Consider the following 25,340-nt stretch of genomic DNA (forward strand, 5'->3'; position numbering starts at 1 on the left):
CTCCCGATCGCCGGCCTGCCAGCGCGCCAGCCACTTGTAGCCGACGTCAGGACTGATGTTGAACCGACGGCACAGTTCGCGCCGGTTGGCGCCCTCCTGCAAAGCCAGCCGCACAAACTCGTGACGCTGATCCATCACTGACACCTCGCTCCAAGGCATGGACGGCCTCCCGAATCGGACCAATCCAGCCAATGTTGATGTGTCAGCTATGTCTCCGAACACCCGTCAGTGATCTGTCCGGGCTAAACACTTCGCGGGCGATGACAGTGATGGATGCGGCCAGCAGCGTTTGCTCGGGCTGACATCGCGCCACGGCTTCGGCAAGTCCTGCCCAACAAGTCCTGCCCAAGACGGCAAGATCTACCGATGCCGAGATATCCCTGAACGCCAAAACACCAGTCTCTTCAAGGCTCCGACATCGGCCCAGGAATTGCTCTCTTAGGTTGAGTCCCAAAGACTCGGATTTAGTGGGAAGGAGCGTTCCATGATTGCAGGTCTATCCAGCGCGGCGTTGCCCTATCTGCGTCCTGCATCAACGTCCGGTTCCAATGCGACAACGACATCAGATCTCCAGCCGGAGGCGTCGACTGCAACTGACGCTGCGACCAGCAGCCCCGGAATCAGCGTGTCGCAACTCAAGCCGCTGCAAGGCGCCAAGCCGATCTCGGTGGCGGATAACCCGGTCCTGCGCGACCTGATGGCAACGAATTGGCTGATGACCCACGGCGCGAACGCGACCCAACCGGCCGTCTCGGACGATGCGCCTGAAAATACCTATGCCCAGGTGAAGGTTGACGGCAAGGTGGTGGCCACACTGTACAATGGCGGGTCCTCGACGATGACCAACGCGGCGGCCGCAAAGATCGGCAAGCTCGAGGATCCTCCCGGTCTGAGTGGACCTGATCTGGCGCAATGGCGGGCCGACAATTACGCCAAGCTGCTTGGCGGCACCGTCGAAAAAGCGTCCACCGCGATCACGCAATCGCAATGGACACCGCGTCAGAGCAATTCTGCGACCTATAGTCGCGATCAACTCGACGCGGCCTTCCAGGCGATGCTGGCCGAGGGCCAGAAGGCCGCCGTGCAACTGCAATCGTCCTATCTCGCCTCGCGCGCGCAGCCGGGGACAGGCGCAGATATCAGCGCCTGACCTGAGAGATGGTTTGAGGACGCGCGGCATCCAGGCGACGAATTTTGTCAAAGCACATCAAGCAAAATCATCCCGTCAAGCAAAATCATCCCGGCTAACGCCGAACAACGAGCAGCCATCGTCGGCGTTCAACGCCCGCGATGTCGCGCGACAAGAGCTGCTCGCCTGGATAGTCCGATGGTCGGTCGTTCGGGAAAATCGGGAAGCGTGGCACGAGACGCACTGATGTCGCCCCGTCCTCCGCTGTCATTCCCCGCGAAAGCGGGGAATCCAGTACGCCGCGGCCTCTCGATTCAATCACTACGGCCTCTGGGATACTGGGTCGCCCGGTCAAGCCGGGCGACGACAGTGAGTGTTGGGCTAGCAGCGAGGCCTAGTCTGCGACGAGGATCAATCCTCGACCCCATAGCGGTGCAGGTCGTTGCCGTGCGTATCGAGCCACTTCTTGGCGCGCTCCATCGACGGGCAGGCCTTTCCGCAGACGCGCCAGAACCGCGCCGAGTGGTTCATCTCAACGAGATGGGCGACCTCGTGCGCGGCGAGGTAGTCGAGCACGTAGGGCGGCGCGAGGATCAGGCGCCAGGAGAACGACAGCGAGCCAGCCGAGGTGCAGGAGCCCCAACGGCTGGACTGATCGCGGATCGAGAGGCGCTTGACCCTGACGCCGAGCTCGACGGCATAGGCCTCCGCCGAGCGCTGGAGATCGTGGCGCGCCTCGCGCTTGAGGAAGTCGCTGACGCGGCGGTCGACATGCTCGATCCCGCCGGCGACGCAGAGAATGCGTTCACCGCTGTCGCGCACTTCTGTCCATACCGTGCCGCGCGTGCCGGCACGATGAACGATACGATGGGCCGTGCCGCGTAGCGGTATCACTGTGCCGGGTTGGAACGGCGCAGCCTTCGGCAAACGACCAAGACGTGCAGCGATCCACGCGCCGTGACGTTGTGCGAAGTCCTTGGCTTCGGCCAGCGTGCCGCGCGGCGGGATGGTGAGGATGGCTTCGCGATCGCTTGGATGAATTCTGAGCGTGTAGCGGCGCGCGCGGCGGTGCCGGCGCAATCGAATCGCAAAAAACTGCGATCCATGGGTGATGACCAGGGTCTTCGGCTCGTGGGGCCGTCGATAGAGGAGTGCGCGAGTGGCCATGTCTGTCAGTCCGGGGGGCAGGAGGGCGCCCGGATTCTGCCATAACCGCCGCCAGGGAAAGCGCTCGGCGCAAAAACAAATCATTTGCCCAATATACAGCGGTCTAGCGTCCGGGAGACCCTACAGACTGGGGTTGGAACCCGGTTTTTTCGCCCCCGCTGAACGCATGCGGCACCCCCAAGGGCTGAGGTGGGAATCACTCCTATGAAGCTACCTAAATACCGCGAATCTGGAGGGAACCAACCCCTGCCGGAACCTCCGACAGGGCGCCGATTTTCAGCGGGAAAGCCGAAAAACGCGCTTATTCGGCCGCGAGGGCCTGCAACGAGCTCGGATTCGCAGCCGAGACCATGAAGTCATGGATGCGCGGCACGATTTCCGACTTGAAGCGCGAGCCGTTGAACACGCCGTAATGCCCGACGCCCTTCTGGACGTAATGAACGCGGCGGTGATCGGGGATCGAGCTGCACAATGTGTGTGTTGCTTCGGTCTGACCGAGCCCGGAGATGTCGTCGTTCTCGCCTTCGACCGTCATCAGCGCCACGCGCGTGACCTTCGAGGGGTCGACGCGTGTTCCGCGATGGGTCATCTCGCCCTTCGGCAGCGAGTGCTTCACGAACACGGTGTCGACCGTCTGCAGATAATACTCGGCGGAGAGATCCATCACCGCGAGATATTCGTCGTAGAAGTCGCGATGCTTGTCGACGAGGTCGCCGTCGCCCTTCACCAGATTGGCAAACAGGCGCTTGTGGGCGTCCATGTGCCGGTCGAGGTTCATGCTGATGAACCCGTTGAGCTGCAGGAAGCCCGGATAGACGTCGCGCATCATGCCCGGATGCGGGAACGGCACCTTGGTGATGACGGTGTTGCGGAACCAGTCGATGCCGCGCTCCTGGGCGAGCTTGTTCACCCCGGTCGGATTGCGGCGGGTGTCGATCGGGCCGCCCATCAGCGTCATCGAGGTCGGCACGAAGGGGTCGCGCCGCGCTTCCATGATCGAGACGGCGGCAACGACGGGAACGGAGGGCTGGCACACCGCCATGACATGGGTGTTGCCGCCAAGGACGTGCAGCATCTCGATGACGTAGTCGATGTAGTCGTCGAGATCGAAGCGGCCATCGCTCAGGGGCACCATGCGGGCGTCGGCCCAATCGGTGATGTAGACCTCATGCGCCGGCAGGAACGCCTCGACCGTGCCGCGCAGCAGCGTCGCGTAGTGGCCGGACATCGGCGCCACGATCAGCACGCGCGGCTGCGGGCTGCGCAAGGGACGGGCGAACTTGCGATCGAAGTAGAGCAGCTTGCAGAACGGCTTTTCCCAGACCGAGCGGACCTCGACGGGAACGCGGATGCCGTTGACCTCGGTGTCGTTGAGGCCCCATTCCGGCTTGCCGTAACGGCGCGTGGTGCGTTCGAACAATTCACAGGCCGCGGCGACGGACTTGCCGACCTCGGTGCGCGCCCACGGATTGAGGGGATTCTGAAACAAGAGCTTGGTCGCATCGGTGACCGCGCGCGCCGGATTGAGAGAGGCCTGCCCCATCTCGTACATCCAGTACATCGGCGTCGTCAGGACCGGACTGCCTTCGGCCGCCAGGGGCGGCGCGCCGCCGAACTCACCAATAGGCATTGTTAAAATCCTCTTCGCATCGCAACATACTGCCGAATGCGTAATATTGCGTCAATGCATGGTTCCGTACATCTACGGAGCCGGAACGGCTAAATCAGCCTGAATCCACGGGAAAGTGAGATTATTCACCGCTCGAGAGCAGCGAGCCGTGCTTCTTGGCGCTCCGCAAAAGGGCAAGGAATGCCCCAAAAGATGCAACCAGCAGCACCGCATTGATGGCCAACGCACGCAACATCAGATCGATCCGGAGGGTCTGTTCGATCAGGAGCGCCCGCATTCCCTCGAACACATAGGTCGGCGGCAGCGACCAGGCGACGTATTGCAGCCATGCCGGCAGCACGCTGACGGGATAGTAGACGCAGGCGAGCGGCATGATCGCGAACATCAGGGTCCAGACGATGCTCTCGGCGCCAAGGCCGTTTCGTAAGACCAGCCCCGAGACGAAGATGCCGACCGCCCAGCTGGTGAAGATCAGATTGCAGAAGAATGCAATCAGCGGCAGACCGAGGGCGTAGACGTTGAAGTGAAACAGGAACAGCGCGAGCAGCGTCATCGGGATGACGCCGATCGCGAGCCGGATCATGCTCATGATCATCAGCGACAGCAGAAACTCGATCGGCTTCAACGGGCTCATCATGAGGTTGCCGATGTTGCGCGCCCACATCTCCTCCAGGAACGAGATCGAAAAGCCGAGCTGGCCGCGGAACAGGATGTCCCAGAGGATGACGGCGCCGATCAGCGTGCCGCCGGCGCGTGCGAAGAAATTGGCGTTCTCGGCGATGTAGAGCTGGAGAAAGCCCCAGGTGATGACCTGGAGCGCGGGCCAATAAAGCAGCTCGAGCAGCCGCGGCCAGGACGACATCAACAGGTACCAGTAGCGCAGGATCATCGCGCCGATGCGATGGATGGAAATGCCGCGGTGAAGGGAGAGCTCGGTCATCGCGCCGCCTCCTTCGCACCGTTCACCCGCCCGCGCGCGACGTCCAGGAACACCTCCTCCAGCGTGGTGCGGTTGTAGCGCGCCATGATGGCCTCCGGCGTGTCGTCGTCCTCGATGCGGCCGCGCTTCATGATGATGACGCGGTCGCACAGACGCTCGACCTCGAGCATGTTGTGCGAAGCCAGAAGGATGGTCGCGTTGTTCTCCTTGCGATAGCGCTCCATATGCGCCCGCACCCAGTCGGCCGTATCCGGGTCGAGCGAGGCGGTGGGCTCGTCCAGCAACAGCAGCGCGGGCTGGTTGATCAGCGCCTTCGCCAGCGCGACGCGGGTCTTCTGCCCGGCGGAGAGCTTGCCGTTGGCGCGGTCGATGAATTCGGTGAGATCAAGCTCGTCGGCCAGCCTGGCGATGCGATCGGAGACGTTCTTCACCGCATAGAGCTTGCCGAACACGGTGAGGTTCTGCCGCACCGTGAGGCGCATCGGCATGTCGACATAGGGGCTCTCGAAATTCATCCGCCCCAGCACCGCCGCGCTCTGCTCCGGCATCCGATGCCCGAGCACCTGCACGCGGCCGGAGGTCGGCAGCACCAGGCCCATGATCATCGCGATGGTCGTGGTCTTGCCGGCACCGTTGCCGCCCAGGAGCCCGGTGATGCTGCCACGCGGCAGCGAAAAGGAGATATCGTCGACGGCGCGGGTCTGCTTGTAGACCTTGACGAGGTGATCGACCGCGATGGCCGCAGAGGAGCCGCGCTCCGCGACAGTCGGCGGACTTGAAGCTTTGTCGTTCCCGGTCATGCTAGCCGTTCTTCTGCTATTGCAGCGGATAGCGCAAGGCTTGTAATCCGGGTGGTTCCGCGAGCCCCGCGTTTGTGACCGAGAAGGCACCGCCACATTGGCCGAGATGACCGAGACTGCCGATACCGATTTCCGCCACGCACAGCGGCATATCCGCCTGGACACGATCCTGCGGCTGCGCTGGCTGGCGGTGCTCGGCCAGCTCGCGGCGATCTTCATCGTGGCACAGGGGCTGGAGTTCAACGTCGAGATCGTCCCCTGCGTCAGCATCATCGCGCTGTCGGCGGCGCTCAACCTGGCGCTCCAGACCGTGTCCAATCCGCTGCAACGGCTGGAGCCGATGCAGGCGGCCGGACTGCTGGCGCTGAACATCGTGGAGCTGGCGGGGCTCTTGTTCTTCACCGGCGGACTGCAGAACCCGTTCTCGTTCCTGTTCCTCGCGCCCGTGCTGATCTCGGCCACGGCGCTGCCGGCCCGCCWCACCTTCGGCCTCGGCCTGCTCGCGGTGGCCTGTGCTTCGGTCCTGTTCTTCTTCCATCTGCCGCTGCCCTGGGATTCGGACGATCCCCTGGTGCTGCCGCCGATTTATCTCATCGGCATCTGGCTCTCGATCGTGCTCGCGATCGGCGTCACCAGTCTCTACTCGTTCCAGGTGACGGAGGAGGCGCGCAAGCTCGCCGACGCGCTGGCTGCGACCGAGCTGGTGCTGACACGCGAGCAGCATCTGACCCAGCTCGACGGCCTGGCTGCCGCAGCCGCGCACGAGCTCGGCACGCCGCTCGCGACCATCTTCCTGATCTCGCGCGAGCTGGAGAAGACGGTGAAGGACCCAAGCTTCGCCGCCGACCTGAAAACCCTGCGCGAGCAGACCCAGCGCTGCCGCGACATCTTGAGCAAGATCACCCAGCTTTCCTCCGAAGGCGCACCGTTCGACCGCATGAAAATGTCGGAGCTGATCGAGGAGGTGGTGGCCCCGCACCGCGATTTCGGCGTCGACATCAAGGTGCGGATCGCAGTGGCGGCCTTCGCCGAGCCGATCGGCTCGCGCAACCCCGCGATCCTCTACGGGGTCGGCAACATCGTCGAGAACGCGGTCGATTTCGCCCGCACCACCGTCGAGGTGAATGCATGGTGGAACAAGGACACGATCGAGCTCGTGATCTCCGACGACGGCCCGGGCATTCCGCCTGATATCCTTAACCGGATCGGCGAGCCCTATTTGTCGCGGCGGCGCAATCTGGATGACGGCGGCGGCGAGCGGCGCGGGCTCGGACTTGGCGTGTTCATCGCGCGCACCTTGCTGGAACGCACCGGGGCCAAGGTCTCGTTTACCAACCGGACCTTTCCGGAACACGGTGCTGTGGTTCACATCAATTGGCCGAGAGAGCGTTTTGAGACTATCGAGACGCTCGAAGAAACAATAGGATAGGCCGCGACCTTGCGTCGCACAGCAGGGCCGATCGACTATTTGCGGCCTTGGCACCGCCTGATTGCGACGCCATATGTAGATGTGCAGAGAGAGGACAACACCTTGAACGCCATCGCCGAACTGAACGAACAGACCGACCGCTCGCTTCTCATCGTGGAGGACGACAAGCCGTTCCTGGAGCGGTTGTCGCGCGCGATGGAGACCCGTGGCTTTGCGGTGACGTCGTGTGACACCGTCTCGGATGGCCTCGCGCAGATCGGCAAGGCCGCGCCCGCATTCGCCGTGGTGGATCTGCGGCTCGGCGACGGCAATGGTCTCGACGTCGTCTCCGCGCTGAAGAAGAAGCGCCCCGAAGCCCGCGCGATCGTGCTGACCGGCTATGGCAACATCGCCACCGCCGTGACCGCCGTGAAGATGGGTGCGATCGATTATCTGTCGAAGCCCGCGGATGCCGACGACGTCGTCGCCGCCCTGCTCTCGACCAGCTCGGAGAAGTCCGAGTTGCCGACCAACCCGATGTCCGCCGACCGCGTCCGCTGGGAGCACATCCAGCGCATCTACGAGATGTGCAACCGCAACGTCTCGGAGACGGCGCGGCGGCTGAATATGCACCGTCGTACGTTGCAGCGGATCTTGGCGAAGCGCGCGCCGAGGTAACGGTCTCGTAGGGTGGGCAAAGGCGCGTAGCGCCGTGCCCACCGCTTCTACTTCAATCCTGATCGGCTTGGATGGTGGGCACGCTTTCGCTTTGCCCACCCTACGGCGTCCGCGTTCGCCGCGCCGCTACTCCCAAAAATCCGCGTGGCCCTGCGGGTCGACCAGACGGTTGATCCGCAGCGCTGCCGCCATCGCGAAACGCACCGTCATCTGCTTGCGCGTGGCAGCGGCGATCTTGTGCTCGGGCGCCTCGCACTGCATGTGCGCGCCATAGGCGTCCGCGATGATCAGGCCGGTGTCTTGCGGAAAAATCTCGCACGGCAGATCCTGCGTGAAGGCGAAGAACAGCCGGTCGCAATGGGCGCGGTATTCGTGCCATTTCTGGTCGGCACGCAAATCCTCGACCGACGATTTGATCTCCACGATCCAGATCTCGCCGCGCTCGTTGAGCGCCACCAGATCGGCGCGCCGGCCCGACGGCAGCGGCAGTTCGCTGATGCAGGTAAAGCCGAGCGAGCGCAGCAGCCGCGCCGTGCCGCGCGCGATCGCCAGCGCCGTCTCGGACTGGCGGCGGTCAGGCGGCGGAACCAGGGCGATGTTGCGGGCGGGGCTGTCCATGGGGGGAGCTTAGCCGATTCCGGTGGGCCCGTCATTCCGGGGCGCGACGCAGTCGCGAGCCCGGAATCCATAGCCACAGGGAGAAGTTGTCGGGTGAGCAGGTAACTCCGAGTTTTGGCCAAACTACTCCCTGTGGTTATGGGTCCCGGGCTCGCGACTACGTCGCGCCCCGGGACGACAGCGGAGTGCGGGAACCTCGCCTCCCCCACGCACTTATCACGCAGCCGCCACACCTCGGCGGAGCATCGAGGCTGCTCGCGCATGATCGACGATCTCTGGTACAAGAACGGCGTGATCTACTGCCTCTCCGTCGGCACCTATATGGATGCCAACAGCGACGGCGTCGGCGACTTCAAGGGCCTGCTGCGGCGGCTCGACTATTTGCACGGCCTCGGCATCACCACGATCTGGTTGATGCCGTTCCAGACCTCGCCGGGCCGCGACGACGGCTACGACATCGCCGACTATTACAGCGTCGATTCCCGCTACGGCACGCTCGGCGATTTCGTCGAGTTCACCCACGGCTGCAAGCAGCGCGGCATCCGCATCATCATCGACCTCGTCGTCAACCACACCTCCGACCAGCATCACTGGTTCAAGGAGGCGCGGCGCGACAGGAATTCGCTCTATCGCGACTGGTATGTGTGGTCGGACAAGAAGCCGGCCGGCGCCAACAAGGGCATGGTGTTTCCCGGCGTGCAGAAGTCGACGTGGACGCGCGACAAGGAAGCCGGCGCCTGGTTCTTCCACCGCTTCTACGATTTCCAGCCCGATCTCAACACCTCAAATCCGCATGTGCAGGCCGAAATCCTGAAGATCATGGGCTTCTGGATCCAGCTCGGCGTCTCCGGCTTCCGCATGGACGCCGTGCCGTTCGTGATCGCCACCAAGGGCGCGAAGGTGAAGAAGCCGGTCGAGCAGTACGACATGCTGCGCGCGTTCCGCGAATTCCTGCAATGGCGGCAGGGCGACGCCATCATCCTCGCCGAAGCCAACGTGCTGCCTGAGACGGACATGGAATATTTCGGCCGCGACGGCGACCGCATGCACATGATGTTCAACTTCCACGTCAACCAGTATCTGTTCTATGCGCTGGCATCCGGCGATTCGCGTCCGCTGGCGAAGGCGTTGAAGGCGACCAGGCCGCGGCCGGCCAGCGCGCAATGGGGTCTGTTCCTGCGCAATCACGACGAGCTCGATTTGGGACGCCTGACCAAGGCGCAGCGTGACATCGTGTTCAAGCGCTTCGGCCCCGACAAGGACATGCAGCTCTACGACCGCGGCATTCGCCGCCGCTTCGCGCCGATGGTCGGCGGCGACCGAAGGCGGCTCGAGCTCGCCTACAGCCTGATGTGCACGTTGCCGGGAACGCCCGTCATCCGCTACGGCGACGAGATCGCGATGGGCGACGATCTCTCGCTCCCCGAGCGCAATTGCGCGCGCACGCCGATGCAATGGTCGACCGAGCCGCATGGCGGCTTCACCAAGAACGATAAGCCGGCATGCCCGGTCATCGACACGGGCCCCTACGGCTACGAGCACGTCAATGTCGCAAAACAGCGGCGCGATCCCAATTCCATGCTGAACTGGACCGAGCGCATCGTCCGCATGCGCAAGGAGGTGCCCGAGATCGGCTGGGGCGACTTCGTGATCATTCCGACGCGCGATCCCTCCGTGTTCATCATGCGTTACGACTGGCGCAACAATTCCGTGCTGTTCGTTCACAATCTGGATGAGAAGCCGCGCGAGATCGCATTCTCGGCGGGGCTGTCCGGCGAGGCCGGCGCGCACCTGATCAACCTGCTCGCGGAAGATCACAGCCACGCCGACAAGCGCGGCCAGCATCGCGTCGTGCTGGAGCCCTATGGCTATCGCTGGTACCGCGTCGGAGGGCTGGATTATTTGCTGAAGCGGAGCGACATCGACGGGAATGCCGCGGGTAACAAGCATCCGGGGTAGGTGCATCTCCGCACACGGCCGTCGTCCCCGCGAACGGCTACATGTGTGGCGGCATCACCACCACGCCCTCGTTGCCGCGCAGATCCAGCACGCCTTCCAGCCTCTCGCCCTCGCGATCCAGAAACGTCGACAGCAATATCTCGCTGTTGAAACGGATCGCGCTGGTGGTCACGGCGATCGGGTCGGGCCCGAGATTGAGCACGACGATGATCGCGATGCCCTCGGCCTCGCGGCGATAGACCAGCAGATCGCCTTGCGCGGCGATCGGATGGTAGTCGCCCTCGACCAGCGCCGGAGATGCCTTCCGCAAGGCAATCAGCCGCTTGTACAGACTGAGGATCGAACGCGAATCGGCTTCGAGATCGGTGACGTTCTCGCGGATATGGTCCTCCGGCAGCGGCAGCCAGGGCCTTACGCCGGAGAAGCCGCCGGTCTGCGAAGAGTCCCACTGCATCGGCGTGCGGCAGCCGTCGCGACCCACCCCGATGCCGGGCACATTCTTCTCGAAGGGATCGCGCACGTCCTCAGGGGAGATCGCCAGCTGGTGCATGCCGATCTCGTCGCCGTAATAGAGCGTCGGCGTACCGCGCAGCGTCAGCAGCAGCATGGCAGCGACGCGGGCCTGCTCCGGCCCGACGCGGCTTGCGACGCGCGGACGGTCGTGATTGCCGAGCACCCAGTTCGGCCAGGCGCCCTTCGGCAGCGCCTTCTCGTAATCCTCGACGATTGTCTCGATCGAGCGCGCGCTCCAGAACGTCGAGAGCAGCGCGAAGTTGAACGGCATCTGCGCGCCGGTGAGATCGTTGCCGTAATAGGCCATCAGCCGGTGCAGCGGCAGATAGATCTCGCCGATCAGCACGCGATCGCGATACGCGTCCGTGACGCGCCGCATCTCGGCGATGACGTCATGCACCTCCGGCTGGTCGGTGGAGTATTGCGTCAGGATCCTCTCGTTCGGCGGCCGGCCCTCGACGTAATGCGGGTTCGGCGGGTTGTCGCGGAATTCGGCATCCTTGATCAGGTGCCAGATCACGTCGACGCGGAAGCCGTCGACGCCCTTCTCCAGCCAGAACCGCATCGCGTCGTAGATCGCCGCGCGGACATCCGGATTGCGCCAGTTGAGGTCCGGCTGCTCGGCAAGGAAGGCGTGGTAGTAATATTGACCTGTCGTCTCGTCGAAAGCCCACGCGCTGCCGCCGAATTCGGACAGCCAGTTGTTCGGGACACCGCCATCGGCGGCCGGATCGCGCCAGACGTACCAGTCGCGTTTGGGATTGTCGCGCGAGGACCGGCTCTCGACGAACCAGGGGTGCTGGCTTGATGTGTGGTTCGGCACGAGGTCGAGGATCAGCTTCAGCCCGCTGTCATGCGCAGCCGCGAGCAGCGCATCGAAATCCGCCATCGTGCCGAACAGCGGATCGATGCCGGTATAGTCGGAGATGTCGTAGCCGAAATCGGCCATCGGCGACGGAAAGATCGGCGACAGCCAGATCGCATCGACGCCGAGTGATTTCACGTAAGGCAGCCGCCGCAAGATGCCGGCGAGATCGCCGACGCCGTCACCGTCTGAGTCCTGAAAGGAGCGCGGGTAGATCTGATAGAAGATGCCGTCGCGCCACCAATTGTCGCCGCCCTGAGCCATGCCGGAAAACCCACCCAAAAATCTGCGTCTCGCGCGAGTGAACGCGGAACGAACGCCGCGGTTCAAACCAGCAGGCGAATTGGGACGGCCGTGTGACGGCGGGTGCGGCTGTTCCCGGGCGAGGCACGAATCTTTTGCTTGGCGGCATGGCAAAAATCGGCATTGTGAGGCCCATGACCGAGCAAAACGACACCCAAGAATCCCAACAAGCCAAGGCCGGCGCGATCATCGTCCCCGTGACGCTGTTCGAGCAGAACTGCACCATCATCTGGGACGAGCCCGGCAAGAAGGCCGTGGTGATCGACCCCGGCGGGGACGTGCCGAAGATTCTGGACGCGATCAAGCAGACCGGCGTCACCGTGGAGAAGATCTGGCTGACCCACGGCCATATCGACCATGTCGGCGGCGCGGCCGAATTGCGCGATGCGCTGAAGGTGCCGATCGAGGGGCCGCATATCGCGGATAAATTCCTGCTCGACAACGTGGTCGAGAGCGGCGCGCGCTTCGGCATGACGGAGGTGCGCAATTTCGAGCCGGACCGCTGGCTCGACGAGGGCGACAGCGTGTCGATCGGCGGCCTGCAGTTCGACATTCTGCACTGCCCGGGCCACTCGCCCGGCAGCGTGGTGTTCTTCAACAAGGACTTGCGTTTTGCCCATGTCGGCGACGTGCTGTTCGCCGGCTCGGTCGGGCGCACCGACCTGCCCGGCGGCAGTCACGCCACGCTGATCAACTCGATCAAGACCAAGCTCCTGCCGCTCGGCGACGACGTCGGCTTCATCTGCGGCCACGGCGCCGGCTCGAGCATCGGCCAGGAACGGATGACCAATCCGTTCATCACCGGCGAGATGTGAGCGTTACTCGGCGGCTTCCGCCAACGCCGCGGTGTCACTGAGGTTGCGTTCGCCCCATTCGCGGATGGCCGCAACGACCGGCACAAAACTCTTGCCCTTGCGGGTCAGGCGATACTCGACCTTCGGCGGCACCTCGCCAAAATCCTTGCGGTCGATCAGGCCGCTTTGGGTCAGCGCCTTCAATTCGCGGCTGAGCACGCGCGGGGTGATCTCGGCGCTGCCGGCCGCGCCGCGCAACAGGCCGCTCCTGATCTCGCCATAGCGGCGCGGGCCGACCCTGAGGTCCCAGACGATGCGGAGCTTGTACTTGCCGCTGATCATCTTCTGAAAGGCCGTAACCGGACAGGTGCGCGCCGGGGTTGCCCTTGCCATGTCGCCTCCTCCATACGCAGCCAGCGATTCTTGTTTTGACGCGTTTTCTTTACGCGAACCGGTATCCACTTCGCTCGAAAACGCTATGCGATAAGGATAGGAGCGACGTCGAAAAAGTCCATACTATCAATTTTGTCCATACTTGCAGGATCGCCTGCACGGCGCAGATGATGGCGCACCAGACGAACAGGGAGCGTCACATGAAGCACTTCATGATCAGGTACGAATTCAGGAACGGCACGACGGAAGCCTGGCACCAGGAGATCGGCCGCTTCATCAAGGCGATCGAGGGCGATCCGGAGTTGAAGGGGCGGATCGGCTATCGGGTCCTGAAGAACCGCGACGACGCCAGCTATTTCCACCTCGCCAGCGTCACCGACGAGGCCGCGCAAAAAGCGCTGCAATCGCGCGACTTCTTCAAGGCCTATCAGGAGATGACGCGGAAGGTCGCCGGCGGCGAGGTGACGGTGGCGCCGATCGAATGGATCGATCAGACGGCGTAGCCGTCATTCCGGGCTCGCGACTACGTCGCGCCCCGGGGCGACAGTGGGCTACTTCATCAATCCCGCAGCGGTGAGTGCGCGCGTGATGATCTGGCCGAGATCGAAGCCGCGCGCCGCCTCGCGCTTCGGCTCGGCCGGCTCTTCGGCGACGGCGGCGCGGATCGAGCGGGCGAGATGCGGCGCGGGTGAAAGCGCCGGCTTCGACGTCCCAGGCCCGGCCTTCTTCCCGGCCGCGTCCGGAATCCAGCCGGTGAGGCCGAAGAACTTTGCGATGTGGTACGACGAGGAAATACCGGCCTCGATCAGGAATGCGCCTTCGATGCCGTAGCGCTGATCATTGTCGGCGAGGCCGAGCGGCGTGCCGTGGGCCATGTCGGTGATGGCGTAGGACTCGACCAGCGTTTCGCCGTCCTTGTTCCACCAGGCCTGGCGCGGATAGCCATCGACGATCGTCTCCGCCATCGGCACGGCCGGCAGATCGTGCAAATCGAGCCACTGCTTGACGATCTCGCTGGCGTTGCCGGGATTGACGGTGCGGTCGGCGCTGCCGTGCCACACCGACATCTTCGGCCACGGCCCGCGATGGTTCGAGGCACGCCGCACGAAGTCGCCGAGTTCGCGCTCCGGCCGCTGCGGCGAATGAAACATGCCGTCCAGCGCCTCGCGCAGATTCGAGGCGATGCCATAGGGCAACCCGGCGATCACCGCACCGGCCGCGAAGACTTCGGGATAGGTCGCGAGCATCACCGACGTCATGCCGCCGCCGGCGGAGAGACCGGTGATGAAGACGCGCTTGGGATCGATGCGGTGTGCTTCCGCCATATGCGCGATCATTTCGCGGATCGACCGCGCCTCGCCGCCGTCCCGCGCAGTGTCTTCCGGATTGAACCAGTTGAAGCAGGTGTTGCCATTGTTGACGCGTTGCTGCTCGGGCATCACCAGCGCGAAGCCGTAATGCTTCGCGAGCGTCGACCATCCCGCGCCGAGATCGTAAGCAGCGGCGGTCTGGCCGCAGCCATGCAGCACGACGACGAGCGCGCGCGGCTTCTGGAGCTGCGCCGGCACGAACGCGAACATGCGCAAGTTTCCGGGATTGTCGCCGAAGCCCGTGACTTCTTCCAACGGGCTGGACACGTCCGCGCTCCGGCCGAATTCGGCAAGGCGCAGACCATCCACCTTTGGCAGATGTCTCAAGAGAGCGAGATTTTTGGCAAGCGACACGGCAACTCCTGGCAGGCGACGTTCAACGTTCACCCAAACCAAATAGTTGCTGCGGTGCAAAATAAAAAGCCCGTGTGCTGTCTATCACCCGAAATCACGCAAAATCCGCAGGAATACGCATGAATTAACCGCAATGCCTCAACTTCGTGCAGAGACGCGGCGCATCCACGCCAGAAATGCGGCGCAGATCGTGATTAACGCCGCAAACGCGGCGAGCGAAACGAAGAAGCCTGCGCGCGCCGATTGCAACGCTTCAACCGCGAAGAACGCCGCGCCGATTGCGGCCACTCCGGCCGCATTTCCGATCTGCGCCGTCGTGCCGTACATGCCGGACGCCGAGCCTGCCGCGACAGGCTTCACCGTCGAGAGCACCGCACCGGATAGCGGCGCCATCACCATCCCCTGGCCGCAGCCGAAGATGATCATGACGAGCGCGAGCAGGATCGGCGCGGGCGCATCGATATACCCCGTGACCAGCGCGAGTGCAGCGAGGCCCGCGATCTGCAGCATGCAGCCTTCGATCAACACCTTGGTCCCGCGATGGCGCGCCCGCGCGCCGCTGTGGCGCGACGCGACCACGAAAGCCAGCGCGAGCGGAATGAAGGCCATGCCGGCTGCGAGCGGCGGGATCTTCAGGCCGCGCTGCATGAACAGCGTCATGACCAGATAGAACGAGAGGTTGGCGACGAAGAAAAAGAACGCCGCGCCGAGCCCGCGCAGGAAGGCTGCATCGGACAGCAGCGTCAGATCGATCAGCGGCATGCCGCCGGCGCGCGCCACCGCATGCTCGAGTTTCAAGAAGGCGAAAAGGATCGCGCCGCCGCTTGCCATCACGGCCCAGAGCCACGGCGCCCAGCCGACATCGTGACCGAACAGCAGCGGTCCGATCAGGCACAACAGCCCCGCGAACAGCACCATGCTCCCTTTGATGTCGAGCCGCGTGCCGGCCCGGCGCGGCACTGACGGCATGATGCGCCAGGCGGCAGCCGCAATGACGAGGCCGCAGGGCACGTTGACGAAGAACACCGAGCGCCAGCCGGTACCGGCGAGGTCGATCGTGACCAGGAGACCACCGAGCAGGAAGCCCGCGGCGCCCGCAAGCCCGAGCACGATGCCGTAGATGGCGAAAGCGCGGCTGCGCTGTTCGTCGGTGAACAGCAGATGCAGCGTCGCCAGCACCTGCGGCACCATCAGCGCTGCAGTCGCGCCCTGCGCCAGCCGCGCGATGATCAGCTCCGCGCCCGATTGCACCAGCCCGCACCACAGCGAGGTCACCGTGAAGCCGAGCACGCCGGCCAGGAAGACATTCTTCGTGCCGTGGATGTCGCCGAGGCGGCCGCCGGTGACGACCAGCGTGGCGTAGGCGATCAGATAGATCGCGATGACGGATTCGATCTGCGCCGGCGTCGCGTGCAGGTCCGCCGCGATAGTGGGAATGGCGACGTTCACGATGAAGGCATCGACGCCGAACATGAACTGCGCGGCGACGACGATCGCCAACACGCCCCAGCGGCGCGACGAATCGACTTGTTTTGTGACGGTTTGATGCATTTTCGCGCGAGCCTTCGGCGATTTATTTGCGCGCAAAACTCGCAGATCGGCGTCATCGGCGCGATTACCTCCGAGGTAGGACTTGCCGCTTTGGCCCGATTGCTGCATGGCAATTCCCGCTGGTTTTGCGGGCTCGGAAGTTTTCCGGATGTACGACTACGACATGGTGGTGATCGGCTCGGGCCCGTCGGGGCGCCGGGCTGCGGTGCAATGTGCCAAGCTCGGCAAGGCCGTGCTGGTGGTGGAGAAGGGCCGGCGGGTCGGCGGCGTCTCGGTCCATACCGGGACGATTCCTTCAAAGACCCTGCGCGAGACCGTGCTCAATCTCTCCGGCTGGCGCGAGCGCGGCTTTTACGGCCGCTCCTACAAGGTGAAGCAGGACATCGCGGCAAGCGACCTGATGATCCGTCTTCAGAAGACGCTCGACCATGAGGTCGAGGTACTCGAGCATCAGTTCAGCCGCAACCTGGTGCGCACCGCCAATGGCGAGGCGCGGCTGGTCTCACCGCACGAGGTCGAGATCACGAGCTCAAATGGCGAGGTAAAGGTGGTGTCGGCCGCCTTCATCCTGATCGCCTGCGGCACGCGCCCGTTCCGCCCCGACTACGTGCCGTTCGACGGCACCACCGTGCTCGACAGCGACGAGATCATCGAGCTGGCAAAGCTGCCGCGCAGCCTGGCTGTGATCGGCGCCGGCGTGATCGGCGTCGAATACGCCACCATCTTCAGCGCGCTCGACGTGCCCGTCACACTGATCGAGCCGCGGCCGACCTTCCTCGATTTCATCGACAAGGAATTGATCGACGAATTCGTGCACGAGCTGCGCGACCGCAACGTCGCGCTGCGGCTCGGCGCCAAGGTCAATTCGATCGAGAAGACTGCGCAGGGTGGCATCGTCACGCATTTGTCGGACGGGCGGCACGTCACCACTGAAATGCTGCTGTTCGCGGCGGGGCGCGTCGGCGCCACCGATCGGCTCAACTTGGAGGCCGCCGGCATCGTCGTCGACCATCGCGGCCGCATCTCGGTCGATCCCGTGACCTTGCAGACCAGCGTGCCGCACATCTACGCCGCCGGCGACGTGATCGGCTTTCCGAGCCTTGCTTCCACCTCGATGGAGCAGGGACGCGTCGCCGCCTGCCACGCGCTCGGCATGGAGCCGCTCGCGCCGCCGGAGTTCTTCCCTTACGGCATCTATTCGGTGCCGGAGATATCGACCACAGGGCTCACCGAAGAAGAGGTGCGCACGCGCGGCATTCCCTACGAGGTCGGCATCGCACGCTTCCGCGAGACCTCCCGCGGCCACATCATGGGGCTGAACAGCGGCATGATGAAGATGATCTTCTCGACCAAGACGCGCCGGCTGCTTGGCGTGCACATCCTCGGCGAAGGCGCCACCGAGCTGATCCATATCGGCCAGGCCGTGCTCAACCTCAAAGGCACCATCGACTATTTCATCCAGAACACGTTCAACTATCCGACGCTGGCGGAGGCGTACAAGATCGCCGGGCTGGATGCGTGGAACAGGATGACGCGGTAGCGGCGTTCTTCGCGGCGAATTTGGCGAACAGTCCCATTGCGGCCATTTAGACCCTCATGGTGAGGAGCCCGCGAAGCGGGCGTCTCGAACCATGCAGGCCAAGCAGGTCGTTGCAGCGTCTCAACGCATGCCTGCATTCCGCCGCGCGGGACACCGCGCGATTGCGTTAAGTGCCCCCACCACGTAGCCTCGCCACCTCAACAAACAGAAAATTCAGCCGGAGAGAACGCCATGGCGCGCCTGAAGTTCGGAGCCTTCCTTGCCCCGCATCACCCGATCGGGGAGCATCCGATGCTCCAGTTCCGGCGCGATCTCGACCTGGTCGAGCAGCTCGACGCGCTCGGTTATGACGAGTTCTGGTGCGGCGAGCACCATTCCTCCGGCTGGGAGATGATCGCCTCGCCCGAGATGTTTCTGGCCGCGGCCGGCGAGCGCACCAAGCGGATCAAGCTCGGCACTGGCGTGGTGTCGCTGCCCTATCATCATCCCTTCAACGTCGCCCAGCGCATGGTGCAGCTCGACCACATGACCGGCGGCCGCGCCATCTTCGGCTCCGGCCCCGGCGCGCTGGCGTCGGACGCGCACACGCTCGGCATCGACCCGATGACGCAGCGCGACCGCCAGGACGAGGCCATCGGCGTGATCCGCCGCCTGTTCAACGGCGAGCGCGTCACCGCGAAGAGCGACTGGTTCACCATGAACGACGCCGCGCTCCAGCTCCTGCCCTTGCAGGAGGAGATGCCGTTCGTGGTGGCCTCGCAGATCTCGCCCTCGGGCATGACGCTCGCCGGCAAATACGGCATCGGCATCATCTCGCTCGGCTCGATGACGACGCAGGGGCTGATGTCGCTGCAACAGCAATGGCAGTTCGCCGAGGACGCCGCCAAGAAGCATGGCACCAAGGTCGATCGCGCGAACTGGCGCGTGCTGCTGACCTGGCATGTTGCCGAAACGCGCGAACAGGCCCGCCGTGAGGCCGGCGCCGGCCTGATGCGCTGGCACAACGAATATAATGTCGGCACGCTGCAGCGGCCGGGCCTGACCGCGTTCGCCTCGCCCGACGAGGCCGTGGACAAGACCGCTTTCGTCGACGGTGCGGCCTCCGTCATCGGCACGCCGGACGACCTCGTCAAGATGATCAAGAACGTGATGCAGGTGTCGGGCGGCGTCGGCGCCGTGATCGGCTTCGTGCACGATTGGGCCAATCCCGAAAATACCCGCCGAAGCTGGGACCTGGTGGCGCGCTACGTCGTGCCGGAGATCAACGGCTATATCGACGGACTGCGCAAGTCGCAAAAGTTCGTGATCGAGAACCGCGCGATCTTCGAACGCGCCGGGCAGGCCGTGATGGCGAAGATCATGGAGAACGAAAAGGCTGCAGAGGCCTTGAAGGTGACCGGCGCCGGCCGCGTCGCCATTCCCGCCGTCAACGCCCCGGATTTGCAGAAGGAAGCGGCGAAGCGGTAGGCCCGTCGGAACTACGCTTGTAACGACGTTCACAAGAAAGACATACCGGCCTGTGCTATGCTGACCCCCGTCAGCTGGCGCGGGTCGTAGTCATCTGTGTTCGCGCGCCTGTTCGGTCGGTCAACCGGAGCAATCGTCATGTCGATGCAGAATGTCGCCCCTGCGCTTCCGTTCACCGCACCCAGGCGCAACGAGCTGACGCACATTCCCGGCGACGAGGGCTGGCCGATCATCGGCAAGACCTTTCAGGTGCTCGCCGATCCCAAGGGGCATATCGAGGCGAACGGCGCCAAATACGGCCCGGTCTACCGCACCCATATTTTCGGCGAAACCAATGTCGTGCTGCTCGGGCCCGAGGCCAACGAGCTCGTGCTGTTCGACCAGCAAAAGCTGTTCTCGTCGACCCATGGCTGGAACAAGGTGCTGGGCCTGTTGTTTCCGCGCGGCCTGATGCTGCTCGATTTCGACGAGCACCGGCTGCATCGCAAAGCGCTGTCGGTCGCGTTCAAGTCGGGGCCGATGAAGTCGTACCTGAGCGATCTCGACCACGGCATCGCCGCGCGCGTCGCGCAGTGGAAGGCGAAGCCTGGCGAGATGAAGCTCTATCCGGCGATGAAGCAGCTCACGCTCGACCTCGCGGCGGCGTCGTTCCTCGGCGCCGACATCGGGCCGGAGGTCGACGAGATCAACCGCGCGTTCGTCGACATGGTCGCGGCCGCCGTCGCCCCGATCCGCCGGCCGCTGCCGGGCACGCAGATGGCCGCCGGCGTGAAGGGACGCAAACGCATCGTCGCCTATTTCCGCGAGCAGATCCCGCTGCGACGCGGCAATCACGGCGGCGACGATCTGTTCTCGCAGCTCTGCCGCGCCACCCACGAGGATGGCGCCCTGCTCTCCGAGCAGGACATCATCGACCATATGAGCTTCCTGATGATGGCGGCGCACGACACGCTGACCTCGTCGCTGACCTCCTTCATCGGCGAGCTCGCCGCCAATCCGGACTGGCAGGATAGATTGCGCGCAGAGGTTCTTGCGCTGGGGCTCGCACCGGGTTCGCCGAGCAGCTTCGACGACCTCGAAAAAATGCCGCTGTCGGAGATGGCGTTCAAGGAGGCCCTGCGGATCAAGCCGCCGGTGCCGTCGATGCCGCGCCGCGCGATGCGCGATTTCACCTTCAAGGGCTTTACGATTCCGGCCGGCACCGCCGTCGGCGTCAATCCGCTCTACACCCACCACATGAAGGACATCTGGCCGGAGCCGGATCGCTTCGATCCCTTGCGCTTCACCGAGGAAGCCCAGCGCAACCGGCATCGCTTCGCCTGGGTGCCGTTCGGCGGCGGCGCGCATATGTGCCTCGGCCTGCACTTCGCCTACATGCAGGCGAAGTGCTTTGCCCGGCACTTTTTGCAGAACCTCGAAGTATCGCTGGAGCCGGGCTACAAGCCGGACTGGCAGATGTGGCCGATCCCGAAGCCGCGGGATGGCTTGAGGGTGCGGGTGAAGGCGGCGTAGGCGCCGCTCTCTTGTCCCGGACGCGCTGCAGCGCGTAGCGCTGCTGCGCAGAGCCGGGACCCAGTATCTTGCGACACCGTCCGCTCCGAGAGATGGGCCCCGGCTCTGCAGCGCACCGCTGAAGAAGCGCTGCGCTGCGTCCGGGGCACGAGACCTGCCGCGAGCGCAGGTCTCGTACGGTGGGCAAAGGCGCGCAGCGCCGTGCCCACGATTTGCCGCCACGATCTGCCGCGATGGAAAGAATTGGTGGGCACGGCGCGCGAAGGGCGCGCCTTTGCCCACCCTACGGCACCGCCGCCTATCCGCTACGCCCCCTGATCGAACGCCTTGCGCATGGCGACGTAACCCTGCTGCTGCTGGCTCCAGTTGCGGCCGCCGGTGACGGCGCCGTCGACGACGAGATCGTGTCCGTTGACGAAGCTGGATTCGTCGCTCGCCAGAAACACCGCGGCCTGCGCGATGTCATCGGGGAGGCCCGCGCGCGGGATCGGCTGTGCGGTCTTGAAGACTTCGCGCATCACGGCAGGCGTCGCCTCCGCCGCATCGGTCGCGAGCCCCAGCGCCTTGCCGAAAATGCCGGTCGCGATCGCGCCGGGCGAGATCGAGTTGACCCGCACGTTGGACTCGCCGAGCTCCATCGCCACGCATTTGGTGAGATGGATCACCGCCGCCTTGGCCGCGCCATAGACGACCGAGGAGGAAAAGCCGGCGAGACGGCCTGCGATGCTGCCATTGTTGATGATGCTGCCAGACCCCTGCTTCTTCATGACGGGCGCGGCATGCTTCATGCCGAGCATGACGCTGCGCACCAAGGTCGCCATCGCCGCGTCGAACCGCTCGACATCGAGGCCTTCGATGCCCCCGGTCTGCGCCGGGCCGCCGGCATTGTTGAACAGGCAGTCGATCCGGCCGAACCTCTCCACCGCGAGCGCGATCAGCGCCTGCATCTGCGCTTCGACCGTCACGTCGGTCTGGCGAAAGATGCAATTGACCCCGAGCTGCTTCGCCAGCGCCTCGCCTTCCGGTATGCGCCGCCCCGCGATCACAATTTTGGCACCTTCGGCAACGAAGACTTCCGCGGTACGCAGGCCGATCCCGCTCGTCGCGCCTGTAATCACCGCAACCTTGCCATCCAACCTACCCATGGAATGTTCCTGTTTTCGAATGATTTGATGTCAAATGGCGGACGCCGATCGATCTCGGCGCCGCGACAGTCACTATTCCTGCCGGTCTGCGACAAGGCAAGCTTTGCTTGTGCATGCGACATGCGTAACATTCCCGCTCCTTTCTCGATTTACGCGCGCATAGCGCAACCGGGCCGGGCATGGAGAAGCTGATCGACGAATTCCGCAAGGGCTGGCAGGGCGTGGCAGCGCCATCGCTCGCTCTGAGCCTCGGCTTCGCGGTCGCCTGCCTGCTGGTTGCGACGGTGGCGCGCTGGGGTCTCGCGCATGTGCGGCCCGACGTCTACTTCACCCCGTACTTTCCGGCCGTGTTCTTTGCCGCCGCATTCGGCGGCTTGCGGATCGGCATCATCACCGCGCTGGTCGGCGGCGTGCTCGGCGTCGTCGTCAATTTCAGCGACGCTCTTGCCGATCGCTCCAGGTTCACCTTGCTGACCCTTTATTGGGGCGTCTCCGCCCTCACCATCTGGGGCGTCGAGCATTATCGCGGGATGCTGGCGGCACAGCGCCGGATTTCCAAACGCCTGATCGAGGAAGAAGAATACCGCAAGCTGCTGGTCGACGAGCTCCAGCACCGGCTGAAGAACAAGCTGTCGACCGCGCACGCCGTGCTGCACCAGGTGCTGCACGACCAGCCGCAGGTCTGGGCCCGGATCGATCCGCGGCTACGGTCGCTGGCCGCAACCGACGATCTGATCTCGCGGATCGACAAGGGCGGCTGCGATATCCGCGATCTCCTGATCGCGGAGCTCGGACCTTACGGCCATGTCCGCTTCACGCTCAACGGCGACCGGCTGTTCCTGCCGCCGAAGCTCGCGGTCACGCTGTCCCTGATGTTTCACGAGCTCGCCACCAACGCGGGCAAATATGGTGCGTTCTCCGCGCCGCGCGGATTATTGCAGGTGTCGTGGACCGTCAGCGGCGACCGTCTGACCGTCACCTGGGACGAAACCGAGGGCCCGAGCATCGACAAGGTCTCCGAGCCCGGCTTCGGCACCAAGCTACTGAAGTCAGCGCTGTCGGCTTTCGACGGCAAGTCTGAGGTCTCGTATCTCAAGACCGGCCTGCATTGCATCATGCAATGCCGCATCCCGCAGAACGGTTAGACGCGGCACGAGCGCAAGAGATGCGCGCCCCGCTCGCAGTTTCGTTGCGCGCGTTGACGCTCCGTTAATGACGATGGGTCGGGCGCGTCGCATCGCCGCAAAACACCCCCGTATTTCTCCGTACCCCTTAACCAAACCTAAGAGGGAACTGCGCAAGATCGCGTCCATTGCAAAGGCGCGTTGAAACAACAAGATTCATGACTTCTATGAACGACAACAGATATTCCGGCGCGAGTGAAGCCGAACTCGGATTTCTCAAGGAAATCGTTAGAATGCTGCCTGCCGGCCTGACCGTGCAGGACGCGCAGGGCGAGCTTCTGCTGGTTAACGATGTCGCGGCCGCCCAGCTCGGCATGGACGGCAGCCGTCCGTCGCCCGATCTGACGCCGCGCCGGGCAGCCTGCCAGCGGGCACTGAGGTCCGGCGAAGCGGTCATCTCCGAGGAAGCGCTCCACGACGGAGCTGCACGCCAGGTGCTGCTGACCACCCATCGCCCCGTCCGCGTTGCCGGACGCGAGCTGCTGATCTCGGCGTCCTCCGACATCACCGAACAGAAGAATTTCGAGGACCAGCTATTTCGCTCGGCCTATTTCGACGAGCTGACCGGCCTGCCCTCGCGGCGCGTGATCGAGCATCGCGCCGGCAGCCTGCTCGCGCGCGACGGCAAAGGCGAGCGTTTCGCGCTCGCCTTTCTCGACGTCGACAATTTCAAGCACATCAACGACTATTACGGCCACGCCGTCGGCGACGCGCTGCTGGTCGAGCTGTCGAAGCGGCTCGGGCGCGACCTGCGCGATTCCGACATGCTGTCGCGCATCTCCGGCGACGAATTCCTGCTGCTGCTCTCCCCGATCCAGAGCCAGGAGGAAGTCGCCGAATTCATGCAAGCGACGCTGGAGCGGCTGACCGCACCGTTCTTCATCGACAATTCGGAGGTCTTCGCCTCCACCTCCGTCGGCGTCAGCCTCTATCCCGACCACGGCCGCAGCTTCGAGACGCTGCGTCAGAACGCCGACATCGCGATGTACCGCATCAAGAACAGCGGCAAGGGATCAGCGGCCTTCTTCGACGCCAGCATGGAGCGCGAGGCGCTGGCGCGGATGAAGATCGAGCAGTCGCTGCGGCTCGCCATCCTCGAAAAGCGCTTCTGCTGCGCGTTCCAGTCCAAGGTCGACATCCGCACCCAGGCCGTGACGGGCATCGAGGCATTGGTGCGCCTGCGCGACGACGAGGGCGTGATCCAGGCGCCGGGCTCGTTCATCAACCTTGCCGGCGAATTGGGACTGATCGACGAGCTCACCCATCTCGTGCTCGCCGAGATCGTCAAGTCGATCGACCTGATCAACGACAGCTTCGGCGCGGAAGCGACCATCAGCATCAACGTCGCCGCCAAGCAGGCCGGCAACCCCGAATTCATGCGCAGTTTCGCGCGGGCGCTGGACGAGACCGGCTTTCCGCAGCGCTTCATGATCGAGGTGACGGAAGACGCCTTCGTCGCCAAGAATCATTTCCAGGCCGAGATCCTGCCGATGTTCCGCAAGCTCGGCGTCGGCATCTCCATCGACGATTTCGGCACCGGCTATTCCTCGCTCTCGGCGCTCGCCGACATCACCGCCGACGAGATCAAGATCGACCGCTCGTTCATCACCGACATCCATAAGCGCCCGCGCAGCCAGGGTATCTTGCGCGCGATCGAATCCCTGAGCGAAGCGCTCGGCATGACCGTGATCGCCGAAGGCCTCGAATCCTTCGAGGAGCTGGCCTATCTCCAGGCCGCGACCAAGATCCGCTACGCGCAAGGCTATTATTTCGCCCGGCCGATCTTCCTGGAGGAGCTCAAGCTCGCGACCCCCGCCTCCAGCGAATCCCGTCCCGGCGTGTCCAACCGCCCGACGCAGCAGAACCGGCAGGGCTATTCGCGGGCGAGCGGGTACCGGCGGTAGGGCGACAACGGCGCAACGAGTACCGCCGTCGTCCCGGGGCGCGCAAAGCGCGAGCCCGGGACCCATAACCCCAGGGAGCAGATGTGGAGCGAGGCTCCCACTCCTAGTCTTCGCCA

22 protein-coding genes are annotated in these 25,340 nt (G+C 64.2%); 11 read left to right on the plus strand and 11 right to left on the minus strand.

The window, feature by feature from the left end:
* Positions 1–159 (minus strand): helix-turn-helix domain-containing protein (locus AC1DW2_RS32925; RefSeq protein WP_477008055.1); only part of this gene is annotated, 159 nt, incomplete at its 3' end.
* Positions 160–484: 325 nt separating this feature from the next.
* Here AC1DW2_RS32925 and AC1DW2_RS32930 point away from each other — a divergent pair.
* Complete coding sequence (locus tag AC1DW2_RS32930) at positions 485–1,150, plus strand: hypothetical protein (RefSeq protein WP_441497890.1); 666 nt, start codon at positions 485–487, stop codon at positions 1,148–1,150.
* A gap of 390 nt (positions 1,151–1,540) precedes the next feature.
* On the opposite strand, the gene AC1DW2_RS32935 is transcribed toward AC1DW2_RS32930, so the two are convergent.
* The 4 genes from AC1DW2_RS32935 to AC1DW2_RS32950 all read right to left on the minus strand — a co-directional run bounded on the left by AC1DW2_RS32935 (position 1,541) and on the right by AC1DW2_RS32950 (position 5,666).
* Positions 1,541–2,380 (minus strand): M48 family metallopeptidase, encoded by an 840-nt coding sequence (locus AC1DW2_RS32935; protein WP_441497889.1) that lies wholly within the window; start codon positions 2,378–2,380, stop codon positions 1,541–1,543.
* Positions 2,381–2,597: 217 nt separating this feature from the next.
* Positions 2,598–3,926 (minus strand): polyhydroxyalkanoate depolymerase, encoded by a 1,329-nt coding sequence (locus AC1DW2_RS32940; protein WP_063980052.1) that lies wholly within the window; start codon positions 3,924–3,926, stop codon positions 2,598–2,600.
* A gap of 121 nt (positions 3,927–4,047) precedes the next feature.
* Positions 4,048–4,866 carry an ABC transporter permease gene (locus tag AC1DW2_RS32945; protein ID WP_063980053.1) on the minus strand — a complete coding sequence of 273 codons (819 nt, stop codon included), beginning with the start codon at positions 4,864–4,866 and terminating at the stop codon, positions 4,048–4,050.
* Positions 4,863–5,666 (minus strand): ABC transporter ATP-binding protein, encoded by an 804-nt coding sequence (locus AC1DW2_RS32950; protein ID WP_354177166.1) that lies wholly within the window; start codon positions 5,664–5,666, stop codon positions 4,863–4,865. The genes AC1DW2_RS32945 and AC1DW2_RS32950 overlap by 4 nt, the downstream gene beginning before the upstream one ends.
* A 106-nt stretch (positions 5,667–5,772) precedes the next feature.
* Here AC1DW2_RS32950 and AC1DW2_RS32955 point away from each other — a divergent pair, with 106 nt between their 5' ends.
* Positions 5,773–7,095: an ActS/PrrB/RegB family redox-sensitive histidine kinase gene (locus AC1DW2_RS32955; RefSeq protein ID WP_477008056.1), complete on the plus strand. Its 1,323-nt coding sequence runs from the start codon at positions 5,773–5,775 to the stop codon at positions 7,093–7,095.
* A gap of 102 nt (positions 7,096–7,197) precedes the next feature.
* Positions 7,198–7,752: an ActR/PrrA/RegA family redox response regulator transcription factor gene (locus tag AC1DW2_RS32960; RefSeq protein ID WP_014491094.1), complete on the plus strand. Its 555-nt coding sequence runs from the start codon at positions 7,198–7,200 to the stop codon at positions 7,750–7,752.
* Between the two features lie 126 nt (positions 7,753–7,878).
* On the opposite strand, the gene AC1DW2_RS32965 is transcribed toward AC1DW2_RS32960, so the two are convergent.
* A complete protein-coding gene (locus AC1DW2_RS32965) occupies positions 7,879–8,370 on the minus strand; it encodes an MmcB family DNA repair protein (protein WP_477008040.1) in 492 nt (163 codons plus the stop codon).
* A gap of 261 nt (positions 8,371–8,631) precedes the next feature.
* On the opposite strand from AC1DW2_RS32965, the gene AC1DW2_RS32970 reads away from it, so the two are divergent.
* Positions 8,632–10,329 carry an alpha-amylase family protein gene (locus tag AC1DW2_RS32970; protein WP_477008041.1) on the plus strand — a complete coding sequence of 566 codons (1,698 nt, stop codon included), beginning with the start codon at positions 8,632–8,634 and terminating at the stop codon, positions 10,327–10,329.
* Positions 10,330–10,366: 37 nt separating this feature from the next.
* Here the strand turns inward: AC1DW2_RS32970 and AC1DW2_RS32975 are convergent, their stop codons facing one another.
* Positions 10,367–11,971 (minus strand): alpha-amylase family glycosyl hydrolase, encoded by a 1,605-nt coding sequence (locus AC1DW2_RS32975; protein WP_477008042.1) that lies wholly within the window; start codon positions 11,969–11,971, stop codon positions 10,367–10,369.
* Between the two features lie 173 nt (positions 11,972–12,144).
* Between AC1DW2_RS32975 and AC1DW2_RS32980 the strand changes: the two genes are divergently transcribed.
* Positions 12,145–12,825 carry an MBL fold metallo-hydrolase gene (locus AC1DW2_RS32980; RefSeq protein ID WP_441497884.1) on the plus strand — a complete coding sequence of 227 codons (681 nt, stop codon included), beginning with the start codon at positions 12,145–12,147 and terminating at the stop codon, positions 12,823–12,825.
* Positions 12,826–12,828: 3 nt separating this feature from the next.
* Here AC1DW2_RS32980 and AC1DW2_RS32985 read toward each other — a convergent pair whose 3' ends face one another.
* Positions 12,829–13,197, minus strand: coding sequence for a winged helix-turn-helix transcriptional regulator (locus AC1DW2_RS32985; protein WP_441497883.1), 369 nt, complete (start codon positions 13,195–13,197; stop codon positions 12,829–12,831).
* A 200-nt stretch (positions 13,198–13,397) separates the two neighbouring features.
* Here AC1DW2_RS32985 and AC1DW2_RS32990 point away from each other — a divergent pair, with 200 nt between their 5' ends.
* Positions 13,398–13,700: a hypothetical protein gene (locus AC1DW2_RS32990; protein WP_223153830.1), complete on the plus strand. Its 303-nt coding sequence runs from the start codon at positions 13,398–13,400 to the stop codon at positions 13,698–13,700.
* Between the two features lie 48 nt (positions 13,701–13,748).
* Here AC1DW2_RS32990 and AC1DW2_RS32995 read toward each other — a convergent pair whose 3' ends face one another.
* On the minus strand, positions 13,749–14,921 hold the full coding sequence (locus AC1DW2_RS32995) for an extracellular catalytic domain type 1 short-chain-length polyhydroxyalkanoate depolymerase (protein WP_441497882.1): 1,173 nt from the start codon (positions 14,919–14,921) through the stop codon (positions 13,749–13,751).
* A 138-nt stretch (positions 14,922–15,059) separates the two neighbouring features.
* Positions 15,060–16,472 carry an MFS transporter gene (locus tag AC1DW2_RS33000; RefSeq protein ID WP_477008043.1) on the minus strand — a complete coding sequence of 471 codons (1,413 nt, stop codon included), beginning with the start codon at positions 16,470–16,472 and terminating at the stop codon, positions 15,060–15,062.
* Between the two features lie 148 nt (positions 16,473–16,620).
* On the opposite strand from AC1DW2_RS33000, the gene sthA reads away from it, so the two are divergent.
* From sthA to AC1DW2_RS33015, 3 genes are all read left to right on the plus strand, one after another.
* A complete protein-coding gene (sthA, locus tag AC1DW2_RS33005; RefSeq protein WP_441497897.1) occupies positions 16,621–18,012 on the plus strand; it encodes a Si-specific NAD(P)(+) transhydrogenase in 1,392 nt (463 codons plus the stop codon).
* A gap of 231 nt (positions 18,013–18,243) precedes the next feature.
* Positions 18,244–19,479, plus strand: coding sequence for an LLM class flavin-dependent oxidoreductase (locus AC1DW2_RS33010; RefSeq protein ID WP_441497880.1), 1,236 nt, complete (start codon positions 18,244–18,246; stop codon positions 19,477–19,479).
* A 138-nt stretch (positions 19,480–19,617) separates the two neighbouring features.
* Positions 19,618–20,991, plus strand: a complete 1,374-nt coding sequence (locus AC1DW2_RS33015; protein ID WP_477008044.1) for a cytochrome P450 — start codon at positions 19,618–19,620, stop codon at positions 20,989–20,991.
* A gap of 305 nt (positions 20,992–21,296) precedes the next feature.
* Here the strand turns inward: AC1DW2_RS33015 and AC1DW2_RS33020 are convergent, their stop codons facing one another.
* Entirely contained in the window at positions 21,297–22,136 is an 840-nt protein-coding gene (locus AC1DW2_RS33020; protein ID WP_354239771.1) for an SDR family NAD(P)-dependent oxidoreductase, read from the minus strand.
* Between the two features lie 179 nt (positions 22,137–22,315).
* Here AC1DW2_RS33020 and AC1DW2_RS33025 point away from each other — a divergent pair, with 179 nt between their 5' ends.
* Both AC1DW2_RS33025 and AC1DW2_RS33030 read left to right on the plus strand, forming a co-directional pair.
* Entirely contained in the window at positions 22,316–23,281 is a 966-nt protein-coding gene (locus tag AC1DW2_RS33025) for a sensor histidine kinase (RefSeq protein ID WP_441497878.1), read from the plus strand.
* A 206-nt stretch (positions 23,282–23,487) separates the two neighbouring features.
* Positions 23,488–25,224: a putative bifunctional diguanylate cyclase/phosphodiesterase gene (locus AC1DW2_RS33030; RefSeq protein ID WP_477008045.1), complete on the plus strand. Its 1,737-nt coding sequence runs from the start codon at positions 23,488–23,490 to the stop codon at positions 25,222–25,224.
* Positions 25,225–25,340: the final 116 nt, after the last annotated feature.

The sequence above is a fragment of the Bradyrhizobium sp. P3_C3 genome, from assembly GCF_056402655.1.